The following is a 23,248-nucleotide window of genomic DNA, read 5'->3' on the forward strand; positions in this document are numbered from 1 at the left end:
CGCTGCCGAGCGGCCGAGACTGGCGACTTCGTCGCGTGCGCTTCGGCCGCTCGGCAGCGAGACGGCCGCGAACGGGTCGCTCGTAAGACTCGCTCCGTGCGGGGCTGGGTTGGCGCGGACGGTTGCGCATGGGGTTCGCGGCCTGTGTGTCTTGCGGTTGGGCGGTCGGACTTGCGACTGTGTCGGGTGCGCTTCGGCCGCTCGGCAGCGAGACGGCCGCGAACGGGTCGTTCGTAAGACTCGCTCCGTGCGGGGCTGGGTTGGTGCGGACGGTTGCGCATGGGGTTCGCGGTCTGTGTGTCTTGCGGTTGGGCGGTCGGACTTGCGACTGTGTCGGGTGCGCTTCGGCAGCGAGACGGCCGCGAACGGGTCGCTCGTAAGACTCGCTCCGTGCGGGTCGGATGGGGCGGGTCGACCGGTACCGGCGTGGAATGCCGCGGGCCGATGGAACGCTGTGAGACGGGAACCCAGGTACCACGCGTCCGCCTCGGGAACGGGTGGCGCCGATACAGGAGAGGGGCACGGCCGATGACCGACGCGGCATCGCAATGGACCGATCAGCTCGACGCCGATGCGGCGGCCGCGGTGCGAGATCTATTGGAGCGTGCGACCGCGGCAGACGGTGTCGCACCCGTCTCCGAGCAGGCGGTGCTGTCGCTGACCGAGCCCGGTTCGGCCCGTCATCTGCTAGCCGAACACGACGGGGTGATCACCGGCTACGCCAATCTCGTCGCCGCGCACGGTGACCACCCGGCCATGGCCGAGATCGCGGTCGATCCGCCCGCCCGAGGTCACGGCATCGGGATGTGGTTGGTATCGGCCGCGGTATCGGCCGGTGGGCCCGGTGCGCGCGTCTGGGCGCACGGTAACCGGCCCGCGGCCAAGGCCGTCGCGGCCCGGCTCGGATTGCGGACCGCTCGCGAACTCTGGCAAATGCGTCGCCCGCTGGCAATGCTGGAGCTACCCGAGCTCGCGGTGCCGGAGGCGATCGTGCTCCGCACCTACGCGGGCCCTTCCGATGATGCCGAACTGCTGCGCGTGAACGGTGCCGCATTCGCGTGGCATCCCGAGCAGGGCGGCTGGACCGAACGCGATATCGAGGTGCGGCGCGACGAATCCTGGTTCGATCCGAAGGGGCTGTTCCTCGCCGTCGCCGCCAACGCTCCCGAACGCGTCCTCGGGTTCCATTGGACCAAGGTCCATCACGAGGAGAATCCGCCGCTTGGTGAGGTTTATGTGGTCGCCATCGACCCGGCCGCACAGGGGCGCGGCCTCGGCCGACTGCTCACGCTGGCCGGATTGCACTACCTGCGTGAGCGCGGACTCGGCACGGTGCTCCTTTATACGGAGGCCGACAACTCCGCGGCCGTGCGCACCTACACCCGGCTCGGCTTCGAACCCGCCCACATAGACATCGCCTACGCGGCTCCCGCATGATGGATCGGTGAGGCGGAGTTCCCGCGTTCGCCGGAACGACGGGTAGCGCTCGGATGTCCGTTCGGGGTGTTCCAGTAAAACTAGGGCAAATGTCACACATACCGGACGCAATAGCGCCAGCCTGTTCATTTTCCGTTCACCCAGCTTGGTCCAACTGTCAACCGGGCGACTTTACGTTACATATGGGCAGCGCAGCTGCTGCCTGGTGCGCAAGTTCCTCGCGAACGGCACCACAACACCCGCCCGGGCCGGTGAGGGACCGGGCGAGTCGGATGCGATTCCCGGAGGAATAGTGAACTTCAAGCGCAGCAGCGCCCTCGTCGGTGTGCTGGCGGCCGTCGCCATGCCGCTCGCCGCCTGTGGCAGTGACGACAACACGAGCACTGACACCAGCAACGCTGCCAACGCCAGCGTCGCCTGCGGTGGCAAGAAGGCCCTCAAGGCCAGCGGCGCGACCGCGCAGAAGAACGCCATGGAGCGCTTCATCGCCGCCTACGAGGCGAACTGCGACGGCTACACCCTCAACTACACCTCGAGCGGTTCGGGCGCGGGCGTCAACGAATTCATCGGCGGCCAGACCGATTTCGGTGGCTCCGACTCGCCGCTGAGCTCGAAGAAGGAAGAGCCGGCCAAGGCCCAGGAGCGCTGCGGCGCACCGGCGTGGAACCTGCCGACCGTCTTCGGCCCGATCGCCATCACCTACAACATCGACGGCGTCACCGACCTCGTGCTCGACGGCCCGACCGCCGCCAAGGTCTTCAACGGCACCGTCGCCACCTGGGATGCCCCGGAGATCAAGGCGCTGAACCCGAACGCCAAGCTGCCCTCGGACAAGATCGCCGTGATCTTCCGTTCCGACGAGTCGGGCACCACCGACAACTTCCAGCTCTACCTGGATGCCGCCTCCGACGGCGCCTGGGGCAAGGGCGCGGGCAAGACCTTCAACGGCGGCGTCGGTGAGGGTGCGAAGGGTAACGAGGGCACCTCGGCCGCCATCAAGAGCACCAAGAACTCGATCACCTACAACGAGTGGTCGTTCGCCAAGTCGCAGAACCTGTCGGTCGCGCAGATCATCACCTCGGCGAGCAAGGATCCGGTCAAGCTGTCGGTTCAGTCCGCGGGCAAGGCCATCGACGGTGTGAAGATCAAGGGCGAGGGCAACGACCTGGTCCTCGACACCTCCTCGTTCTACAAGCCGACCGTGGCGGGTTCCTACCCGATCATGCTGGCCACCTACGAGATCGTGTGCTCGAAGTACAGCGACGCCGACACCGCCAAGGCGGTCAAGGCCTTCCTGACCTCGGCCACCACCAACGGCCAGAAGGGTCTCGAGGAGAACGGCTACATCCCGATCCCCGAGCAGTTCAAGACCCGCCTGACCAGCGCGATCAACGCCATCTCCTGATCGCACTACCATGACCGTGCACCCTGAGGTGACCGCCCCGGGCTCGTCGAATTCGACGGGCCCGCGGGCGGCTGGAGATACTGCGGATATGTCGAGCGAACCGAATAGCGACGTGACCCTCACGAAGGGAGCTCCCGCCGAGGAGACACCGGGTGCGGCACGTCGGCCACACAGCCAGCGGGCCGAGATGATCTTCCGATCTCTCGCCACTGCCGCGGGTGCGATCATCGTCGCCGCCATCGCGCTGATCGCTCTGTTCCTATTGATTCGCGCGATCCCTTCGCTCAGGGCCGACGAAGTCAACTTCTTCACCAGCACCGAGTTCAAAACCACCAATGCCGACGATCTGCGCTTCGGCATCAAGGACCTGTTCATGGTCACGGTGCTGAGCTCGATTTTCGCGCTGGTGATCGCGGTGCCCATCGGCGTGGGCATCGCACTTTTCTTGACCCACTACGCGCCGACCGCGTTGGCCCGCCCGTTCGCCATGCTGGTCGATCTGCTGGCGGCCGTGCCGTCCATCGTGTTCGGTCTGTGGGGCTTCCTGGTTCTCGCACCCGAGCTGGGGCCGGTGCAGACATTCTTGAACGACCACCTCGGCTGGTTCTTCCTCTTCGACGAGGGCAATGTGTCCATCGGCGGTGGCGGCACCATCTTCACCGCGGGTGTGGTACTCGCCGTCATGATCCTGCCGATCATCACCTCGGTCTCCCGCGAGGTCTTCAATCTGACCCCGGTCACCCACATCGAGGCCGCCCAGGCACTGGGCGCCACCAAGTGGGAGGTGGTGCGCATGACTGTGCTGCCCTACGGTCGCAGCGGCGTGATCGCCGGGTCGATGCTCGGTCTCGGTCGCGCACTCGGTGAGACCATCGCGGTATTGGTCGTGCTGCGCACCTCCGCACAGGCGGGCCACTGGTCGCTGTTCGACGGCGGTTACACCTTCGCCTCCAAGATCGCCTCGGCGGCTTCGGAATTCAGTTCCCCGCTGCCGACGGGCGCCTACATCGCGGCGGGCTTCGTGCTGTTCGCGCTGACCTTCGTCGTCAATGCGCTGGCACGGCTCGCGGCCGGCGGAAAGGTTAACCAGTAATGGCCACCACGACGACACTCGACAAGCCGGTCAAGGCGCCCACCTTCCGCCATGTCAGCGCGGGCCGCCGGATCAGGAACAACATCGCGACCGGCGTCGTCACACTGTGCTTCACAATCGCACTCATCCCGCTGGTGTGGGTGCTGTGGATGGTGGTCACCAAGGGCATCAGCGCGATCGCCTCGCTGGACTGGTGGCAGAAGTCGCAGAAGGGCATCCTGCCCGACCAGAGCGGCGGCGGCGTGTACCACGCGATCTACGGCACCATCGTGCAGACGACAGTGGCCGCTGTCATCGCGGTACCGCTCGGCGTCATGGCGGCCATCTACCTGGTCGAGTACGGCCGCGGGCGGTTGGCCAAGGTCACCACGTTCATGGTCGACATCCTCGCGGGTGTGCCGTCCATCGTCGCGGCGCTGTTCATCTTCGCGCTCTGGATCGCCACCTTCGGTTTCCCGCAGAGCGCCTTCGCGGTCTCGCTGGCCATGGTGCTGTTGATGTTGCCGGTGGTGGTGCGCAGCACCGAGGAAATGCTCAAACTCGTCCCGGACGAGTTGCGCGAGGCCTCCTATGCGCTGGGTATTCCGAAGTGGAAGACCATCGTCAAGATCGTGGTCCCGACCGCGGCTCCCGGCATGATCAGCGGCATCCTGCTCTCCCTCGCCCGCGTCATGGGTGAGACGGCGCCGGTGCTGGTGCTGGTCGGCTACGCCAAGTCGATCAACACCAACCTGTTCGACGGCAATATGGCCTCGCTGCCGCTGCTGATCTACCAGGAGCTGGCCAACCCGGAACCCGCAGGCCGGGAGCGAGTGTGGGGTGCGGCGCTGACGCTGATCCTGCTCATCGCGCTGCTGTATGTGGCGGCGGCGGTCGTCAATAAGCTGCTCACGCGGAACCGATAGAAGCGAACGGATACTCAGATGGCCAAGCGGATCGACGTCAAAGACCTGAACATCTACTACGGCAAGTTCCACGCCGTCGCCGATGTCGCGCTGACCGTATTGCCGCGCAGCGTGACGGCCTTCATCGGCCCCTCGGGTTGCGGTAAGTCCACCGTGTTGCGGTCGCTCAACCGCATGCACGAGGTGACCCCGAATGCCCGCGTCGAGGGTGCGGTGCTGCTGGACGGTGAGGACATCTACGGGGCGGCCATCGACCCGGTGGGTGTGCGCCGCACCATCGGTATGGTGTTCCAGCGCCCGAACCCGTTCCCCACCATGTCGATTCGCGACAATGTGGTGGCCGGGCTGAAGTTGCAGGGCGTGCGCAACAAGAAGGAGCTCGACGAGGTCGCCGAGCGCTCGCTGCGCGGCGCGAACCTCTGGAACGAGGTGAAGGACCGCCTGGACAAGCCGGGTGGCGGACTCTCGGGTGGTCAGCAGCAGCGTCTGTGCATCGCGCGTGCCATCGCGGTCTCGCCCGACGTACTGCTGATGGACGAGCCCTGTTCGGCGCTGGACCCGATCTCCACCCTGGCGATCGAGGATCTGATCACCGAGCTGAAGAAGGAATTCACCATCGTCATCGTCACGCACAACATGCAGCAGGCCGCGCGCGTGAGCGACCAGACCGGATTCTTCAACCTGGAGGCCCAGGGCAAGCCGGGCAAGCTGATCGAGATCGACGATACCGAGAAGATCTTCTCCAACCCGGGCCAGAAGGCGACCGAGGACTACATCTCCGGCCGCTTCGGATAAAGGCTCCTCCGCCTCTCCGCGACTTATGCCGGTCGGCGGTGCCTCGACCGGCAATACGAAGGCCTGCGCATTGTGCGCAGGCCTTCTTGGTATCCCGGGTCGTCCGATCGCGGGTGACGATATGGCGAAGCCGCCCCGGGATTCCGGGGCGGTGCGTGTCTGCTGGTGGGGGGTGAACTCCTAGTTTTCCGCGTCGGGGTCCGGCGGCAGCACACCGGTGACGAGGAAGATCACCCGGCGGCCGATCTCCACGGCGTGGTCGGCGAAGCGCTCGTAGTAGCGGCCGAGCAGCGTCACGTCCACGGCGGCGGCGACGCCGTACTTCCAATCCCGGTCCATCAGGAGTGAGAACAGGTGGCGATGCAGATCGTCCATCGCCTCGTCGTCCTCGTTGAGTTGGGCGGCGCGCTCCGGATCGCGGGTGTCGAGCACCTCCTTGGCGCCCGCGCCCATATTCACCGCGATGCGGCCCATCTCCGCGAAGTAGCCGTTGACCGACTCGGGCAGCGCGTGATTGGGGTGGCGTCTGCGGGTCACCTTGGCCACATGCAGCGCCAGCGCGCCCATCCGATTCACGTCCTGGACGATCTGGATGGCGGCCACCACCTGTCGCAGATCGCCCGCCACCGGCGCCTGCAGCGCGAGCAGCGCGAACGCCTTCTCCTCGGCATCGGTGATCATTTCGGCGATCCGGTCGTTCTCGCTGATCACCGACTCCGCCATGGTGAGATCGGCCTGGAGCAGCGACTGGGTGGCCCGTTCCATGGCCGTACCCGCGAGGCCGGCCATCTCGCCCAGCAGGTGCGCAAGGTCGGCCATTTGCTCGTTGTAGATGACACGCATGAAAACAGACACTAGTTCCCAGCGCTGACCAAGTCACCAACGGAGGGTGAATTGTGGTCTCGACGGTCAGCGTGACCCGTTATCGCAGCTGAGGCTGCCGCTTACGTGTTCCTACTTGCAGGTCTCGTCGGCGGCGTTGACAGACTCGAGGTCGGAGGGCAGCGCGGCCTGTACCGCACTGGCCGGTGCGGTGGGGATATCGGTGATCGGATCGCCGACCGGGGTCGGGGTGCGGACGGTGCCCTGGTAGTCCTTGCCGAGCACGACCTCGATGATGCTGCCGAGTTCGCTGTCGGATTCCAGGTAGGCCCCGGGAATCGAGGTGGCGACGGTGGCGGCCTCGGCCTCGTGCCCGGTCGCGTACCTGACCTTCGTGGTCGCCGATTCGCCCTGTGAGTAATTGACGGCACTGTAGATGTGGAAGCCCTGGTTGCCCAGCTTGTTGGCCGTGGAATTCGCCGCGCCAGGCTTTCCGGAGCCGTTCGAGACCAGCACCGAGATGTTGTTGGGATCGACCGCGATCACCTTCGGCCGCTCCGGCGCCGCCGAGGGTGATGTCGTCGGATCCGCGGCAAGCGGTTTCTCACCGGGCAGCGGCCGGTCGTCGCGCACCGCGCTGAAGATGGCCTTGATGTCGGATTCGCGGGGGATCTCGTTGCCGTAGGAGGTGGTGCCCGCGGTGGGGATGGTGAGGAAGGTGACCGCTCCGGCATCGACCTTCTGCAGGGAACGCCCGAGGTTGAGCAGATCGGTGGAGGTGACGTTGTCGACCCACGTGTGCTTGGTGAACTCGCTGATGAAGCCGTTCAGCTTGCCCGGATCGAAGAGCACCTTGCTGGACATGGCCCCGCGCAGCAGCGACGACATGAAGCGCTGCTGACGGTTGATCCGGTCGTAGTCGCTGCGTTCCTCGCCGTAGACGTGGCGGGCGCGCACATAGTTCAGTGCGGTCTCGCCATTGACCCGCTGCTTGCCCGCTTTCTCCAGCACGGTGCCGAGAATGCCGTCGACGATGGGCTTGGGGGCGCAGACCTCGACGCCGTCGACCTGGTCGACCATGGCCTCGAAGCCGGCGAAGTCGATGCCGATGAAGTGGCCGATGGTCAGACCGGTCATCTTCCGGATGACGTTCACCAGGCATTTCGGTCCGGCCAGCGCGTAGACGGCGTTGAGCTTGTCGCCGATGGCCGAGGGCCAGATCTCCTTCGTGTACTCGCCCTTGTCGTTGTCCCAACCGTTGCATTGCGGCCGAGTGACATCCAGGTCGCGTGGGAAGGAGACCGCGACAACCCGTTTCCGGTTCTTCGGGATGTGCACCAGCATCACGGTGTCCGCGCGCGCGCCCTCGGCGTCATCGAGCGTGCCCGCACCCATCTGGCCGTTCACGCCCGCCCGGGTGTCGGTGCCGACGATGAGGAAGTTCTCGTCACCGAGCTGTGCGTTCGAATCGACGACGTCCTGTGGGTTGTCGTCGAGCGCGGAGATCTGGGTGAAGGCGTTGTTGGTGGAGCGCAGATAGCTCCAGCCGCCGCCGGTGATCATCAGCACCAGCACCGCGACGAACGCGAGGGCGATCCGGCCCGCGGTCTTGAGCCTGCGGTTGCGGCGCTGCCTGCCCGCGGCGAGCCTGGACAGCGGGGGATTACCGACCGGCTTGGGCGCGGCGGCGCTCTTGGCGCTTGTGCGGGCCTTTGCGGGGCGCTTGGGCTCGGGTGGGCGGCCGACCGGCGGCAGTACGTCGGTGATGGCTTCGGGTGGCTCCGCGGCGGCCGGACGTTTGGCGGGCCGCGCTGCGGTCGACTTACCCGCGATGTCATCGACGACGACGGAGCCGGTGGCCGGGCGCGGGCCGCTCCGGCGGGCCTGGGTGGTGTCGGCGGGCCGCTGTCTGGCGGCGGGCGCCGGACGGACCGGTGCCGGACCGGGTGCGCGGCTCGCTTCGGGAGCACGCGGGGCGGCTTCGGCGGCGCGGGTGGGCGCCGAGCTGTCCTGGGCCCTGCGTCTGCGTCCGCCGCGCTCGTTGTCGACCTTCTCGACGAGATCCTGCACCGTCAGCGGTGCGGAGCCGGAGTCCGCGGCGGCGTCGGTATGCCGCGACCGCCGGGCTCCGTGGGAGCCGTCTCGTTCGGTGTGGTCCGCCGTGGGATAGCGCTCCCACGGGGCGCGACCTCCGGGCCGTGGCGATTGCCCGTGCCGATCGTCACCCACCAACGAACCTCGCTTTTCGTCTTCGCCGTCGTCTGTGCCGGATCCGACCGGCATGACCGATTTCGCCAATGATAACGATTCCGCCACGACGAGCCAGCCCAGTGCGAAATCGAGTACGCCGCAATGCTGTTTGAAGCCCGCTGGTTTTCGGTAGCTGAATATTAGCGATCTGACGGCCCTGAACGGCGGTCCTGATGAATCGCCGCGCACACGAGTTTGCCAGGATCGGATCGAGTGGATACCCGAGGTGGATCGCAGACATGGACATTTAACGAAGTCGGATGTGGCGAGGCTAACGCGACGCGGCTCAGCCGCCGCTGTGCATGACGTCGGCGGCGGTGGGCACCGCGGTGTCGTCCGGGTCGTCGAGCCAGCCGTGCGGCAGGGCGACCTTGCCCGGTGAACCCTGCCGCCCGCGCGGTCCCTCGGCATCCTTCGGGAACGGGGCGTGCGGATCGAGCCGTCCGATCAGATCCTGCAATTCGGTCAGGCTGGAGATGGTGGCGAAGGCGCGGCGCAGATCCGCGCCGACCGGGAAGCCCATCAGATACCAGGCCATATGCTTGCGCAGATCGCGCATCGCCTTCTCCTGGCCGAGATGCTCGGACAGCAGCACGGCATGCCGGTACAGCACCTCGCCGACCCGGCCCAGATTCGGCGCCTCGGGCAGCGGCTCGCCGCGCAGCGCCGCCTGCAGTTCGCCGAACAGCCACGGGCGGCCCAGGCAGCCACGGCCGACCACGACGCCGTCGCAACCGGTTTCGTCCATCATGCGGACCGCGTCGGCGGCGGAGAAGATATCGCCGTTGCCGAGCACGGGAATGGTCTGTACGGCCTCCTTGAGGCGTGCGATGGCCGTCCAGTCGGCCTCGCCGGAGTAGCGCTGGGCGGCGGTGCGGGCATGCAATGCCACGGCCTTGGCGCCCTCGCCCTCGGCAATGCGTCCGGCGTCGAGGTAGGTGAGGTGGTCGTCGTCGATGCCGATGCGGAACTTCAGCGTCACCGGAACACCGGCCGGTTCGGCGGCGCCGACCATGGCCTGCACGATCTGTCGGAACAGCGCGCGCTTGTACGGCAGCGCGGCGCCGCCACCGAGCCGGGTGACCTTCGGCACCGGGCAGCCCAGATTGAGGTCGATGTGATCGGCCCAGCCCTCGCCGACGATGATGCGCACCGCCTCGCCGAGGGTGGCCGGGTCGACGCCGTAGAGCTGCATGGAGCGGGGGTGCTCGTCGGCATCGAAGGACATCATGTGCAGCGTCTTCTCGTTGCGCTCCACCACGGCCCGCGCGGTGATCATCTCACAGACATAGATCGAGGTGGAACTGCCGAACTCGCGGCACAGCTTGCGGAACGCCAGATTGGTGATGCCCGCCATCGGCGCGAGCACGACCGGCGGATCGACCGGATACGGCCCGATCCGCAGCGTGGTCATCGCCTCGGCAGTCATCGTCACGCCCACCAGTCTCTCATCCGGGCACGGTGTGACCGCTGCCACGGTGAGCTACCGGCGCTGCGCCGGGTCAACCGGTCGGGGCCCGGACGCCCTCCTCCGACACCGCGGATCGGCGGATCAGCTCGCGGAAGGTTTCGACGACCTGATCGTGGTAGGTGCGCAGCAGCATCTCCAGCCCGTCGAGTTCCGGCGCCGCGAGTTCGGTCCCCGACTGCCAGAGCGTGTGCAGGCGGCGGGCGAGGGCCAGATGTCCCTCGGGTTCGATCGGCCCGTAAACGGCCTGTCCCGCTTCGGGAACGGCGATCAGCACCTCGCCGACGGTATTGAACAGGCTGAGGAATCCCGGATGGCCGAGAGCCGAGAACAGGCATCGCAGCAGGTGCAGCTCGGCGGACATGATCTCGGCGAGTTCGGCCCCCTCGTCGACCAGCAGTTCGAACCGGTCGAGCGCCTGCCCGGACTGCGTCGTGTCGTAGCTTCGCGGGTCGGCCGCGAGGGTGCGGATGGCCTGCACGACCAGCATGTGATCGACATCGATGATGTCGGCGAAGATCTCGGTCGCCCGGTTCGGAATACGGTGCGCGAACCGGAAGACGAACCGCCAGGTGTCGATGCCGCCGTAGAGCCGGATATCGCGGACGGTGTACCCGAGGCCGCGGCGAGGTTCGGCGAAGCCGAGTGCCGCGAGCCTGCCCAGCGCGCTGTTGGCGATCGGCGTGCTCGCGCCGAATTCGGCGGCGACCTGACGTACCGATGGCAGCAGGTCACCGGGCAGGTAGTCGCCCGCCGCGATGCGGCAGGCGAGCTGCTCGGTGATCTCGTCGACGACCGTCGGTTTGGCCACGGCCGGATTCTCCCGGATGGCGCCCGGCCCCGACACGTCGGCGGTGCCGGGCGTCCGGCGGATGGCCGCGGCGGACCTAGGTGCCGGAGGCAAGCCGCGTATCCGCGCGTTCGGCCGCGACCCGTGGTCGCGGGGTCTGGAAGCGGTAGTGGTCCAACGGGAACCGGCGATTGCCGCGCCGGGCCTCGAAGAATCCGGACGGCCGGATGTAGGTGCTGTCGCCCTGCGAGTTCCGGTAGTAGGTCGGGACGTGGCCGTTGAGTTCGTTGAAGTAGTACCGCACCGCCTCCGCGCGCCGGAACACCTTGCGGTGATAGGCGTCATGCGCCGACTGCCGCACCTCGACCACGGTGGCGCCGCGCCGGGTTCCCTCCTTGATCGCACGCACCGCGTGATCGGCGGTCATCTCGACGAAGGCATGCCAGCCGCTGCCGGTCCACGAGTAGGGGCCCACCAGCGTCCAGCGATTCGGCAGACCGGGCACGGAAACGCTTTCGTAGGCCTGCATGCCGTGCTCGGTGTAGAACGTGCCGAGGTCGAAGCCGTCGCGGCCGACGACGGTACCGGGGCGGTAGGTCTCCGGATCGGAGAAGACCTCATAACCCGTGGCCAGCACGATCATGTCGAACCGGTGCTCGACGCCGTCGCCGGTCTCGATGCCGTCGGCGGTGATCCGGGTGATCGGTTCGGTGATCAGGGTGACGTTGTCGCGGTTGTAGGCCTGCAGGTAGCTGTTGGACATGGTCGGGCGTTTGGCGACGACCCCGAAGTTCGGGGCCAGCTTGTCCGCCGTCGCCGGGTCGTGCACCACCGCGCCCAGGAATGTGCGGTAGCCCTTGATGGTCCACCGGTCGAAATGGGCCAGTGTCGGGCGCACCACCGTCATCGGCACCGAGATGGCCGCGCGCAATACCAGATCGACCCCGACCAGTACCGCGCCGTGCACGGCGGCCTGGAGCCCGGGAACGGCGAGAACGCGCTGGCCCGCCTTCGGAATCACGAAGTCCGGCTTCGGGATCGACCAGACCGGGGTGCGCTGGAAGACCGTGAGCTCACCGACCTCCGGCGCGATCGACGGCACGATCTGCACCGCGCTCGCACCGGTGCCGATGATGCCGACCTTCTTGCCGGTCAGGTCGTAATCGTGGTCCCAATCCGAGGGACGCTGGATCTTGCCCGCGAAGGACTCCCAGCCGGGGATGCCCGCGTCCTGCTTCGGCCGGACGAACGCACCGACCGCGCTGATCAGGAAGCGCGCGGTGATCACCGAACCGGTATCGGTGATCAGCTTCCAGTATTCGCCGATGTCGTCCCACTCCTCGCGCGCGATCGTGGTGTCGAACCGCACGTGCGGATACAGCCCGAAGCGCCGGGCCACCTCCCGGTGATACTCCTTCACCTCGGCGCCGTACGGGAAGAATCGGCTCCACCGGGAATTGCGGGCGAACGAGTACTGGTAGGCGATGGCCGGAATGTCCACGCCGAGACCCGGGTAGTGGTTCTCGTGCCAGCTGCCGCCCACATCGCCGGCCCGCTCGATGATGACGAAATCGTCCAGGCCCGCCTGCTTCAGCTTCACACCGGCCGCGAGGCCGCCCGGTCCGGCGCCGATCACGGCGACCTGGAATTCGGGGGTGATGGACATTTGCGACTCCTCCGACACGGCTCCGTTGCCGTTGTCTATGCTGTGTTACACAGTAGTCAGCGTCTGGGACAGTTTCAAGCGTCACTCGGAGCGGAGAAGGCCGAGGTGGCCGGGCGGTCGATAGCCTGGCACCTCGGGCAATGCAGGGCCCTGAGTGGCGAGGACGGGTCGCGGAGCGCGATCGGAAGGATGTCGCGCCCGCCGAACTCGGCAACCGGACCATGGAGAGGACCAATGGCAGAGCAGAACGACGACACCACATCCGGCACGCCCAGTGACGAGCGGCGGACACCCGCCCCGGACGCGGTGCGGATGGATAAGCGGGATGCGGCCGCGCCGAGTCCGCCGTTCCCCACCGAGCGACCGTCCGGCGCCACGGTATCGATCCCGCTGGCTTCGGTGCGGTGGGGCGCGGCCGTCGCCGTTCTGGTCGTGCTGTGCGCGGTATTCGGATTTCTGTGGCTGTCCGCGAAGAGCGACCTCGACGAAAAGAACACGCAGGCGGCCCTCGCCCGAAAAGCCGAACAAGTATCCACCGATTACGCGATCGGGGCGGCGACGGTCAACTACCAGGACATCAACGGCTGGGTGGCCAAGCTGAAGGCCAACACCACTCCGCAGTTGTCGAACAAATTCGATGCCACCGCGCCGAAACTGGAGCAGATTCTGGTGCCGTTGAAGTGGACTTCGACGGCGTCGCCGATCACCGCCAAGGTGATCTCCGACGACAATGGCGTCTACAAGGTGAATGTTTTCGTGAACGTCAGCTCGACGAATGCACAGAGCCCGAGCGGTGCGCAGACCACGGTCACCTACAACGTCACCCTGGATAAGAACTCCGACTGGAAGATCACCGATGTCGGCGGAGTCGACGGCGCACTGCCGTTGAAGTAATTACCGGCTCGAACGCCAGCGCGCCGGCACCGGATTTTCCGGTGCCGGCGCGCTGATATTTCGCCGAGTTTGCTGGCGGCCTTTGATGTTTGCTGGATTCAGCCCGCGCTGGCTCCGGCCAGCTCGCGCTTCTTGGCCTCGCGCGCCAGCATGCGGTCGCGCTGCTCTTCGAATTTGATGACGTCCTGGCCCAGCCTGTCCAAGAACACGCCGAGCCGCTCGCGAACCGCCTCACCGCGCGCGGTGAAATCGGTGCGCTCGAAGATGTTCCACTTCTTCAGCACCGGCTGCACCACTTCCTCGAGGTGCTGGCGCAGGTCGTAAATGCCGTGCTTGGCCATCAGCACGCCGTTGCGGCGGAAGTTGGGCATACCCGCGCCGGGCATCTGGAAGTTCTCCAGGATCAGCGTGATCGCCTCGATGGCCTGGTCGGGGGAGAGGTCGAGGGCGGCACCGCACATGTTGCGGTAGAAGATCATGTGCAGGTTCTCGTCGGCGGCGACGCGCTGCAGCATGCGGTCGGCGATCGGGTCGTCGCAGACCTTGCCGGTGTTGCGGTGGCTGACCCGGGTGGCCAACTCCTGGAAGGTGACGTACGCGACCGAGTGCAGGAAGCCGGCGTCGGCCTCGGTGGGAGAGGCGAATCCGTTGGTCATGTGGATCATGCGCGCTTCTTCGAGGGCCACCGGATCGACACCGCGGGTGACCACCAGGTAGTCGCGCATCACAATGCCGTGCCGGTTCTCCTCGGCGGTCCAGCGGCCCACCCAGGTGCCCCAGGCGCCGTCCTGCGAGAAGTTCTCGGCGATCTCGCGGTGGTAGGAGGGGAGGTTGTCCTCGGTGAGCAAGTTCGTGATCATGGCCGCCTTCGCGACCTCGTTCAAACGGGACTGCTCAGGATCCCAATCCGCCCCGCCGAGTGCCGCGAAGTTGCGGCCCTCATCCCACGGGACGTAGTCGTGCGGATGCCATTCCTTTGCCATGGAGAGGTGCCGGTTGACGTTTTCTTCGGCAACCGGCTCCAACTCCGTGAGCAGCTCGAGTTGAGTCAGATCCCTTGCCATGTAATAGCCCTTCAGTGAGTGCGTGCACGCTTGCAGGTCGTTCCCCCAAGGTAGACCGTGCCGATGCGGCCATACCTTACGGCACCGTAGGTGTGATGCGAAACGCATCCGTTCGACAAATCGACGTCCGGTGATGCACTTCATACGTCTTCGTCGACGTTCGGTGACGTCTTCGAGTGTAAGTCCCGTCGCGGTCATTGCCGTGCCAGCATGCTGTGAGTTCTCTCCCTGCACGCTGTGACTTCCATCTGCGGCGACCGGTCTATCGCTACGGGCCGAGAGTTGTTAGCGCGGGCACAGCGGCGCATCGGCCGCCGGTCGGCGCTTGCCGCCGAACTGGCCGCCGAGCACGTTCCCCGGCGCGCCATCGTCGTTCTCGGTCAGCGCCTCGCCGAGCTGCCACCGTTGCCGCCGAGGAGGCCGTTCGGAATGTCGCCGATCGCGCCGCCGTCGGTCAGCTGCTCGGTCGGATGGGCGAGCCGCGATCGGGCCGAGGATCGGCAGCGCCTGTCGATCGCCCCGATCGGCGAGGCCGCACCCTAAAGCCGGGTGGCACCGGCCTGTAGTTCGCCGAGCGAGGTGGGCGCGTCGCCGCACCGTGTTCTGCGCGGCCCTGCCGACGCCCGGCCTCTCGGCGATCTGTCGAAAGAAGTCACCGGCTCCGCCCTTGCCGAGGGATGCCCCGGGTACGCCCGGGACCGGCTCGGGGTAGGGGAAGCACGCGTGAAGTGTGGGCATTCGTCGTTGCTGTACGGCCCGTGTCGCTCCGCGCCCGGCCCGGAAACCGGTCAGGCGTCCGGTGCACCGGACGCCTGACGGGGTGCCCCCAGTAGGGCTCGAACCTACGACCTGCGGATTAAAAGTCCGTAGCTCTACCAACTGAGCTATAGGGGCGCGCTGGGCAAGTGTAGTAGGCGTCGTGCCGAACCCCCAATCCGGGGAGTGGGTGAGTCGAGCGCGCAACGTCGAGGGCCGGGACGGGTAGGCCGGATGACGACGAGTCGTGATGTCGCACTGGGTAACAATGGTCACGAGCCGCGCGATGATGCCGGTAAACATTTGGTGCCCAGCTTTGTTCATTTCGGCCCGACATGGATATCATCGAATGATGTTGCCTAGCAAAGCCTTTGGATTTGCGGGGGGAGTCGGTCCGGAGCTCGGGGGAGTGCGTCGACGGCGTGGGTGGATGTCACATGGCCGATGGGTGGCCGTTGAGCGGGCCGGTCGGCTCTGGTGAACGCCACTGCGACGCCGCCGAATTCGAAAATCTGGCAAGCCATCTTTTCTTGTTGCGAGATGTTTGCTGTAACAGATATCCGGTTGAATCGGCTATCTGACTCCCCGGTTTGCCGCGTGTCGGGTGATGATTCCGGGTACGGTGACGCCTTGGTGAATTCCGGAAGAATCGGCGAATCGCCCGGGGACCCGGAATTCGGCTTATCGTTGTTGTGCCCGAACGTGTCGCGACCGGTACGGCCGTTCGCGCCCCTGGACTCGACGCCGCGGGAGGCTGATCCGAGAAGAAGTAATGCCCGGGTGCGCACCCCCTGCGGCGCACCCGGGCAGGAAAACTATACCAGCTGGTGTGTTTCAGGTTTTTCGCAAGTTTTCGTACCGAAAGTTTGAAACTGGGCGAAAACCCGGTTTGAAGTATTGATAAAACTCATAACTTCGCGCCATGGGTCCGTTCCTTTGGGGGGCACCGAATGGCGGCGAGTAGGCTTCGGAGGCGTTTCGAGCATGGCACGGCAGCAAGAGCGGGCCCGCCGGACACGTGCGGCGATTATCAGGTCCGCCGCCGTTGAGTTCGGGAAGAGCGGCTATGCCGCTGCATCGCTCAACCGCATATTGGAAGGTTCACGCGCCACCAAGGGCGCCATGTACTTTCATTTCGATTCCAAGGAAGATCTGGCGCGCGCGGTACTGGAGACGGCGGTCGAGCGCTACCGCTCCTCGGCCGAACGTTGGCTCGCGCGAACGGATCTCGGACCACTCGACACCCTGCACGGGATGATCGACGAGATGGCGCTGCGACTCGAGCACGACATCATCGTGCAAGCGGAGTACCGGCTCATCATCGAACCGGACTTCTATCGCGACGTGCAGACCGGCGGCGGCCGGATACTTGGTCGCGCCACCCGGGTGCTCGTCGTCCGGGCCGTCGAGCACGGGCAGTTGCGCACCGACGCCGACCCCGACCGGTTCACTCGCACCCTGACCGCCGCCCTGGCCGGCCAGCGCTACATGGTGGACCTGTTCGGCGGCGCGGTCGATCTGCGCTCGCGGTTCCAGGAAGCCCTCGAGGTGGTGGTCGAATCCATGTCCACCCCGCAGTGGGCCGAGAGGTTCCGGGTGGACGGCTGGCGCGCCACCGCCCGGCTGGAGGAACTCGGGCTAGCGCTCTGACTGGCTTGTGTAGGTGCTCTGACCAGCCGATTTGGGAAACGCGTCGAGCCTGTCATAAGCTATGCGAGCTCCCAACGGACAACCGTTGACAGCCGGTCCGGAGAAATCCGGGACGAGCCCCCTTCGTCTAGCGGCCTAGGACGCCGCCCTTTCAAGGCGGTAGCGCGGGTTCGAATCCCGTAGGGGGTACGGTCTTCGGATCGTTGGTAGCAACGCAAGGCCCTGTGGCGCAGTTGGTTAGCGCGCCGCCCTGTCACGGCGGAGGTCGCGGGTTCGAGTCCCGTCAGGGTCGCAAGTTGGCGCCGGAGAAATCCGGCGCTTCGCGTATGGCATTCCGTACGGGTGCCTGCGGCCAGGTAGCTCAGTTGGTACGAGCGTCCGCCTGAAAAGCGGAAGGTCGCCGGTTCGATCCCGGCCCTGGCCACCAAATCCCTCTACCAGAACACCTGGTCAGAGGGATTTTTGCTGTCTACACCCACTGGGGGCGTCGGTCGTCGCTCGACCGTGGTTTGCCCGCCGAATACCAGGACATGTCGCACCTGTGTTGCACGGCCTGAATGGGTCTGGCCCTGCTCGATGGCGGCTGTGCACACCGGGGGCTGGCTTCCCGCTTGCCTTGCGCGCAGAGGCTGATAGATCAAGGGTGGGCTTGCCCATCGGCGTGCCGACGCGACGGAGGAGCGCTTTCGGGGCGTGAGTGGCGCGGGATCACCATGTAGGCCACCATCCACCAGAGCCACGCGGCCGGAGATCGCGCAGTGGTCCGTTCGCGAACTGAGCAGGGGGGAGAGGGCGCCGACGCCCCCGGGGTGGGTGTGCCGGTCAGCAGGGGGAGCCGCGTCGGTGTATGCCGCTCCGCGGAGGAGGGCGGTTGCCTGGCGCCGCCCCTTGATCCGGTATGTCGGAATTCGGGAACGATCGCGTTAGGCGATCGGGTGTATTAGTCGCGCCGAACCGGCTTGGGCGCTTGGTGATTCGGATGTGGATGGGCTGCGGTTCATGGCATGCCGTGCTGCGGCGGGCAGTAGGGTGACCGCACCTCCTGCCGAGGGGCGGTGGACGTTGGTCCAGACATCGCGCCCAGGGAGGAGGTGGTGGGGATGGCGAAACATCGCCGGAGGAAGCAAGAGGCCCCGGTCGACTACGGCATCTGCTTGATCGTTGCTGCCGTGATCGCCGGGGCTCTCGTCTTGGTCCGCCGAGTGCGGGCTAGCTGACCCATCCGGTGGGGCGTCGGGCCAACGGCGTCCCACCTCTCGGCATCACTCACGTGACCAGTCGAATGTATCAATCGTTGGACAGATTTGTCCTGCTCCGGGTCAAATCTGCCCGACGCGGATCGCAGGTTCAGTCGGCGAACGCCGAGCCGAGATCGGTCATGGTGGTGATGACGGCATCGGGCGATAGGCCTGCGAGCCTGGCCAGCTTCTCCGGTTTGTTCGCGGAGTGGGGCTGCTGGCCGCTCCCCTGTGACAGTCTCGGCGCGCGACTGGGACTTTCGGGCAGGTTCTCGTCGAACGGAGCGCGGCCTCCGTTGCGTTGGGCCAGAATTGGGGGCTGGCATTACTCGGGAGGAGTCGTAATGACGGATCCATTGACGTTGGCGGGGTTGGGAGCGGTTGCGCTCACACAGGGCATTACCTTTCTGTACGCGCAGGTGACCGAGGTGCTGAAGCGTCGACGGGAAAGGCAGGCGGCGGGGGGCGCTGAGGCGGGGGCCGCGGTGCTGCCAGGAGGCGGGGGTGAGGTACTGGACGGTGAACTGCGTTCGACTCCCATCGATTTCGATCTGGTGGAGGCGCGGGTCGACGAGTTCGAACAGCTCTACGACCAGCTGTCGCGCTATGCGCAGCACCTCGCCGACGTGGATCCGGCGGACCGGAGGCTGGTGGAGCGGGTCGAGGCGCTGCGCGGGCTGCTGGAACTGGTCTACAGGCAGCGGATCACCTTCCGGGGCGAGCGCCGCGACAAGTCCGGCACCTCGATTCGGGTCACGGTGGAAGCCGAACGGGTGGACGGATATCTCGCGGGCTTGCGGGCCAGGATCATCGGCGCCGCCGATATCGACGTGCGCACCAAAGCCGGTGATGTCGGGCCGGATGGCCGGGCGATCGGAGTAGACGCGGACCGAATCGGCGGCTGACGGGGGAATACAATGACCGGAGTCACAGTCGGCGACCTGTTCTATCGGCCACTTGTCGAAACATATCTCGATCGGTTCTTCATCGAACGCTCCTGGCTCGCCGAAGCGGTGACCGAACTGCTCGACGAACCCGACTGCCGATTCGTACTGCTGACCGGCGAACCCGGCTGCGGAAAGTCGGCCTTCGCGGCCTGGCTGGCCGAACACGAACCGAGCGCGCTGCGCTACTTCGTCCGCCGCGACAGCATGTCGCGGGCGTCCGCGGGTGACGTGCGTTCGGTCCTGCTCACTCTCGGACACCAGTTCGCCGTGCTGCATCCCGAGGCTTTCGAGACCGATGCGCTGACGCTGGTGATCGAACAGCAGGCCGGTCGGGTCGGCCGAGGCGGCCGGATGGTCGGTGTCAAGGTGGAGGATCTGGTCGTCTCACCGTTCGCGGCGACATCGGCGGTGATATCGCAGCTGGCCGACGAGATCGACGGTGAGGTCGTCGCGGTCGAGGCCAGCCGGATCGTCGCCGACGAACGGCTGATGGATTTCGAGAACCTCCAGTACCTCGCGTTGCTGGCACCGGCCCTCGCGCTGGCCCGAATCCGACCGGAGACAAGGGTTCTGGTCGTTATCGACGGGCTGGACGAGTTGCGCTATCTGCCCCGCGACCAGGTTGCCGATGTGCTCACCTGGCTGGCCGTCTGTCCCGAACTGCCCGCCAACATCAGGGTGGTGGTGACCGCGCGACCCGACCGGGATCTGCTGGCCCGGTTCCGGGCCGCGCAGCGGCGCTGGTTGCGCGAGTTGGTGATCGGCGACGAGAGCACGGAGGTCGATCGGGATCTGCGCCGCTATACCAATCGGGTGGCGGCGGTCGAGCCGCTGCTCGGCGCCGGGCTGCGCGCGGTGGATCTGGTACCCGAGAAATTCCTGGCGGATGTGGCCGAGCGTGCCGACGGCAGTTTCCAGTACGCCCGATCGGTGGTGCGCGCCGTGCTCGACGCGAGCGCCAACGACCGGCACGGCGATCTGGCCGCCCTGGCTCGGCTGGCGGAATTGCCGAGTGAGATGAACGACCTCTACGCCTTCTTCCTCGGACTGGTCTACGAGGGGGCGCAGACGGTTGTCGCGGTATCGAGCGATCCGGAACAGTGGGCTCCGGCGTGGGGTGCGCTGTATCACCCGCTGCTCGCGGCATTCGCCTTGGCGCAGGAGCCGTTGACGCCGAAGGCGGCCGCCGAACTGGTCGGGCTACCGGTGGCGGCGGAGTGGATCGCGACGGCGATGACGCGGTTGGCCCAGTTCCTCGACGAGGTGGACGGTGGATATCAGCTCTATCACGAGAGTTTCCGCGAATTCCTGGAGTCCGAGCGGACGGACCCGCTGTTGCGGGTGGATTCCGCGCACTGGCACAACCGGATCACCGTGCGGGCGCGACGCCGGTTCGGCGGGGGTGTCGCCTGGCTGACGGCCGATCCGTATATCCGCCGGTACCTGGCGGTGCATGCCGCGGCCGCGGGCGGGCTCGATGAGCTGGTGCTCGATCCCGGATTCCTGGTCGCCGCGGAACCGGACGTGCTGTTGCGCGAGCTTCCGCTGCTCCAGAGCGCCGACGCCAAGGCCGCGGGCTGGGTTTATGAAGCGGCGGCCCGGCGCTTCTCGGGTCGACCCGTTCGGGAACGTCCGGGCCACCTGGAGTTGGTCGCGCGGCAGCAGCGCGTCGATCCGCTCACCGAAGGTCTGGCCGCCCTGGACGTGGAACGCGACCTCTCGGTGCGGTGGTTGCGTTCGTGGCTGTGGCACCCGCACCATCGGCTCGGCCGGTTCGGCGACACCTATCCGGTGGCGATGGCGGCCGATCCCGAATCGGACGAGATCGTGCTGCTCGGCGGCGACGGCGTCGTGCGAACCGTCGACCGTGGCACCGGGCTGGTCTCGCGGGCCTTCGATCTCGCTGTGGTGGTCGGCCCGCCGGTGGTACTGAATCTCGGCACGGCCTTCGGCCGGATAGTAGCCGTCATCGGGGCCGACGACGGGCGGGTGCATATCTTCGATCCCGTCACCGGAGCGCCGAGTCTTCCGCCGCTGTCGGGTCGAGCGGGTTTCGGCAGGTTGCCTCGATTGGTCGTATCGGGACGGATCACCGCGGAACCGATCGTCCTCGGTACGCCCGCCGAACTGTCCGCGGTCGCGGTCGTCGATCTCGATGATCAAGCGTTCGCGGTCGCCGGGGATCGGGATGGGGTGGTGATGGTTTGGGATCTCGCCACCGGCGAACCACGCGCGGTGTTCAACCCGTTCGAATACGGCACTCCCGAGTCGTTCACGATGACCTCGCTCGATGGCGTGCCTGCGGTGGTGATCGGCGATCAATTCGGCCGGGTCGCGGTCCTGCATCTCGGCGATGTCCCGGTCGATTTCGGTGTCACGCCGATCTACGAACAGGAACCCGAGGAGGTCATCGAGGCCTTCCACAATGTCAATGCGCTGGTCACGGTCACGGTAGCGGATCAGACGGTCGTGATCACCGCCGGTGACGACGGCATGGTTCGTTTCTGGAATCCGCACGACGGCAGCCATATCGGTGAGCCGATCGCGGCCGATCCCGAGGCGCTGCGCGCGCTCGCGGTATTGCCGGGTGACATCTTGGCCGTCGGTGGGCAGTCGCTGAATCTCTATGCGCTTTCGGACCGCCGCAGACTCGCCGGCGTCCCGAAACCGCACGACAGTTCGATCACGGCGCTGGCGACGACCCGGTTCCGGGGCGAGGTCGCGTTGGTGTCCGCCGGCTACGACCAAGTGGTCAATATCTGGCCGGTCGCGGAGTTGATGTCGGTCGCGACCGACCGAGTGGAACCGCCGGATACGACGACGGTCCACGGCGTGACGACGGGCGTGGTGGCCGGACGTCCGATCGCGGTGTCGGGTGGGTCCGACAGCAATCTGCGCCAATGGGATGTGGACAGTGGTGAGCCGATCGGCGTGCCTATCAATACCCGGCAGAACGGCATTCGCTGCGTGGCCTCGGTCGAATCCGATGCGGAACTCCTCATTGCCACCGGCGGGTTCGACAACACCGTCGCCCTGGTATCGCTGAGCGCGGCCGGTGCTTCGATGGTCGGGAGGCTCACCGGTCACAGCGGATATATCGTGGCCCTGACATTCGGCCGGATCGGCAAGCGGTTGGTGCTCGCGTCCGCCAGCGGCGACCACACGATCCGAATCTGGGATGTGGCGAGCCGCGCGTGCATGCATACCCTCGTCGGGCACCTCGCGACGGTGCAGGCGGTGCTGTTCCTGCCGCCGCGTCGATCGGGACTGTTCGGATCGCCTCCGCGCCTGCTCTCCGGCAGTGACGACGGCACCATGCGGCTGTGGGATCTGCACAGCGGCACACAGATCGGTGCGCCGCTGATAGATCCGGACGGAATCCTCGACGACGACACCGACCCGCCGCCACCGAATCTGCCCGAGGACCAGTCGCAATGGGTGCGGGCGGACTATCTGGTGGCGGCCGAGGACGCCAGGAACCGCGCCGATCTGGCCTACTGGGGCGCTGAGAAGGCCAAACAGCTGAGCGGGGACGTGCCGGATCCGGTCTGGCTGGAACGCAAGGGCGGCCGTTTCCGGCCGTACCTGTCCTTGGGGCACACCGGCGTCGCCGGGCGCGAAACAATCTATGCCGCAACGATTTCCGGCATCCGGATCTGGGATCTGGAGTCGCTGACCCCCGGCGCCTGGATCCCCCTGTATCCGGGCGCCGTGGATGCACTGCGAGTCGACGAACTCGATGGCCGGATCCGGTTGGTCGGTGCCGGAGGCCGTGGCGAACTGACCGTCAGCTACCTCGGCGACACCCAGCCAACGGTGCGCTTCGACACCAGCGGCCACCTCTTCGCGATCTGTACCCACCCCAATAACCCCCACATCCTCATCCTCAGCGGCGTCCACGGACTGATATCGATCGAACTGCCGCACTGATGCCCGCCCTCGCGATCCGTCGCCGAGAATCTCAGCGGCGCTCCGCAGGATGTGCAGCGGGTCCGGCAGTGTCTCGCGCGGTTCGGGCGGCACTCGCGGTTCGGGTGACACCGACGGGGAGAAATACTTCGGCGGGAT

At 66.5% G+C, this 23,248-nt stretch carries 16 protein-coding genes and 4 tRNA genes; 13 read left to right on the forward strand and 7 right to left on the reverse strand.

Annotation, left to right across the window (positions count from 1 at the left end; translation table 11 throughout):
• Window positions 1-528 precede the first annotated feature (528 nt).
• The 5 genes from mshD (at window position 529) to pstB (ending at window position 5,635) form a co-directional block, all read left to right on the forward strand.
• Window positions 529-1,437: a mycothiol synthase gene (gene mshD / locus AB0H61_RS19990; protein ID WP_357306527.1), complete on the forward strand. Its 909-nt coding sequence runs from the start codon at window positions 529-531 to the stop codon at window positions 1,435-1,437.
• A gap of 292 nt (window positions 1,438-1,729) precedes the next feature.
• The gene (gene pstS, locus AB0H61_RS19995) at window positions 1,730-2,842 is read left to right on the forward strand and encodes a phosphate ABC transporter substrate-binding protein PstS (RefSeq protein WP_357306530.1); all 1,113 of its coding nucleotides are present in this window, start codon (window positions 1,730-1,732) and stop codon (window positions 2,840-2,842) included.
• A 187-nt stretch (window positions 2,843-3,029) separates the two neighbouring features.
• Window positions 3,030-3,935 (forward strand): phosphate ABC transporter permease subunit PstC, encoded by a 906-nt coding sequence (gene pstC / locus AB0H61_RS20000; protein ID WP_357306894.1) that lies wholly within the window; start codon window positions 3,030-3,032, stop codon window positions 3,933-3,935.
• Window positions 3,935-4,840: a phosphate ABC transporter permease PstA gene (pstA, locus tag AB0H61_RS20005; protein ID WP_357306532.1), complete on the forward strand. Its 906-nt coding sequence runs from the start codon at window positions 3,935-3,937 to the stop codon at window positions 4,838-4,840. The genes pstC and pstA overlap by 1 nt, the downstream gene beginning before the upstream one ends.
• A gap of 18 nt (window positions 4,841-4,858) precedes the next feature.
• Window positions 4,859-5,635, forward strand: coding sequence for a phosphate ABC transporter ATP-binding protein PstB (gene pstB / locus AB0H61_RS20010; protein ID WP_357306535.1), 777 nt, complete (start codon window positions 4,859-4,861; stop codon window positions 5,633-5,635).
• A gap of 180 nt (window positions 5,636-5,815) precedes the next feature.
• On the opposite strand, the gene phoU is transcribed toward pstB, so the two are convergent.
• From phoU to AB0H61_RS20035, 5 genes are all read right to left on the reverse strand, one after another.
• The gene (gene phoU, locus AB0H61_RS20015) at window positions 5,816-6,478 is read right to left on the reverse strand and encodes a phosphate signaling complex protein PhoU (RefSeq protein ID WP_357306537.1); all 663 of its coding nucleotides are present in this window, start codon (window positions 6,476-6,478) and stop codon (window positions 5,816-5,818) included.
• 111 nt (window positions 6,479-6,589) lie between these two features.
• The gene (locus AB0H61_RS20020; RefSeq protein ID WP_357306540.1) at window positions 6,590-8,686 is read right to left on the reverse strand and encodes an LCP family protein; all 2,097 of its coding nucleotides are present in this window, start codon (window positions 8,684-8,686) and stop codon (window positions 6,590-6,592) included.
• A 307-nt stretch (window positions 8,687-8,993) separates the two neighbouring features.
• On the reverse strand, window positions 8,994-10,121 hold the full coding sequence (gene dusB / locus AB0H61_RS20025; protein WP_357306896.1) for a tRNA dihydrouridine synthase DusB: 1,128 nt from the start codon (window positions 10,119-10,121) through the stop codon (window positions 8,994-8,996).
• An 88-nt stretch (window positions 10,122-10,209) separates the two neighbouring features.
• Window positions 10,210-10,986, reverse strand: a complete 777-nt coding sequence (locus AB0H61_RS20030) for a GntR family transcriptional regulator (RefSeq protein ID WP_357306543.1) — start codon at window positions 10,984-10,986, stop codon at window positions 10,210-10,212.
• A 76-nt stretch (window positions 10,987-11,062) separates the two neighbouring features.
• Window positions 11,063-12,631, reverse strand: a complete 1,569-nt coding sequence (locus tag AB0H61_RS20035) for an NAD(P)/FAD-dependent oxidoreductase (protein WP_357306545.1) — start codon at window positions 12,629-12,631, stop codon at window positions 11,063-11,065.
• 234 nt (window positions 12,632-12,865) lie between these two features.
• Here AB0H61_RS20035 and AB0H61_RS20040 point away from each other — a divergent pair, with 234 nt between their 5' ends.
• Window positions 12,866-13,525 (forward strand): hypothetical protein, encoded by a 660-nt coding sequence (locus AB0H61_RS20040; protein WP_357306547.1) that lies wholly within the window; start codon window positions 12,866-12,868, stop codon window positions 13,523-13,525.
• A gap of 98 nt (window positions 13,526-13,623) precedes the next feature.
• Here AB0H61_RS20040 and AB0H61_RS20045 read toward each other — a convergent pair whose 3' ends face one another.
• Entirely contained in the window at window positions 13,624-14,589 is a 966-nt protein-coding gene (locus tag AB0H61_RS20045; protein ID WP_357306550.1) for an acyl-ACP desaturase, read from the reverse strand.
• A gap of 282 nt (window positions 14,590-14,871) precedes the next feature.
• Here AB0H61_RS20045 and AB0H61_RS20050 point away from each other — a divergent pair, with 282 nt between their 5' ends.
• Complete coding sequence (locus tag AB0H61_RS20050; protein WP_357306552.1) at window positions 14,872-15,132, forward strand: hypothetical protein; 261 nt, start codon at window positions 14,872-14,874, stop codon at window positions 15,130-15,132.
• A gap of 278 nt (window positions 15,133-15,410) precedes the next feature.
• On the opposite strand, the gene AB0H61_RS20055 is transcribed toward AB0H61_RS20050, so the two are convergent.
• A tRNA-Lys gene (locus tag AB0H61_RS20055) sits at window positions 15,411-15,483 on the reverse strand.
• A gap of 846 nt (window positions 15,484-16,329) precedes the next feature.
• Between AB0H61_RS20055 and AB0H61_RS20060 the strand changes: the two genes are divergently transcribed.
• The 6 genes from AB0H61_RS20060 to AB0H61_RS20085 all read left to right on the forward strand — a co-directional run bounded on the left by AB0H61_RS20060 (window position 16,330) and on the right by AB0H61_RS20085 (window position 23,110).
• Window positions 16,330-16,995, forward strand: a complete 666-nt coding sequence (locus tag AB0H61_RS20060; RefSeq protein ID WP_357306554.1) for a TetR family transcriptional regulator — start codon at window positions 16,330-16,332, stop codon at window positions 16,993-16,995.
• A 116-nt stretch (window positions 16,996-17,111) separates the two neighbouring features.
• Window positions 17,112-17,184: transfer RNA gene (locus AB0H61_RS20065), tRNA-Glu, on the forward strand.
• 29 nt (window positions 17,185-17,213) lie between these two features.
• A tRNA-Asp gene (locus AB0H61_RS20070) sits at window positions 17,214-17,287 on the forward strand.
• A 58-nt stretch (window positions 17,288-17,345) separates the two neighbouring features.
• Window positions 17,346-17,422 (forward strand) — tRNA-Phe (locus tag AB0H61_RS20075).
• Window positions 17,423-18,577: 1,155 nt separating this feature from the next.
• Window positions 18,578-19,138 (forward strand): hypothetical protein, encoded by a 561-nt coding sequence (locus AB0H61_RS20080; protein ID WP_357306556.1) that lies wholly within the window; start codon window positions 18,578-18,580, stop codon window positions 19,136-19,138.
• Window positions 19,139-19,150: 12 nt separating this feature from the next.
• The gene (locus AB0H61_RS20085; RefSeq protein WP_357306558.1) at window positions 19,151-23,110 is read left to right on the forward strand and encodes a hypothetical protein; all 3,960 of its coding nucleotides are present in this window, start codon (window positions 19,151-19,153) and stop codon (window positions 23,108-23,110) included.
• Window positions 23,111-23,248: the final 138 nt, after the last annotated feature.

Source organism: Nocardia sp. NPDC050710 (genome assembly GCF_040654375.1).
GTDB lineage: Bacteria > Actinomycetota > Actinomycetes > Mycobacteriales > Mycobacteriaceae > Nocardia.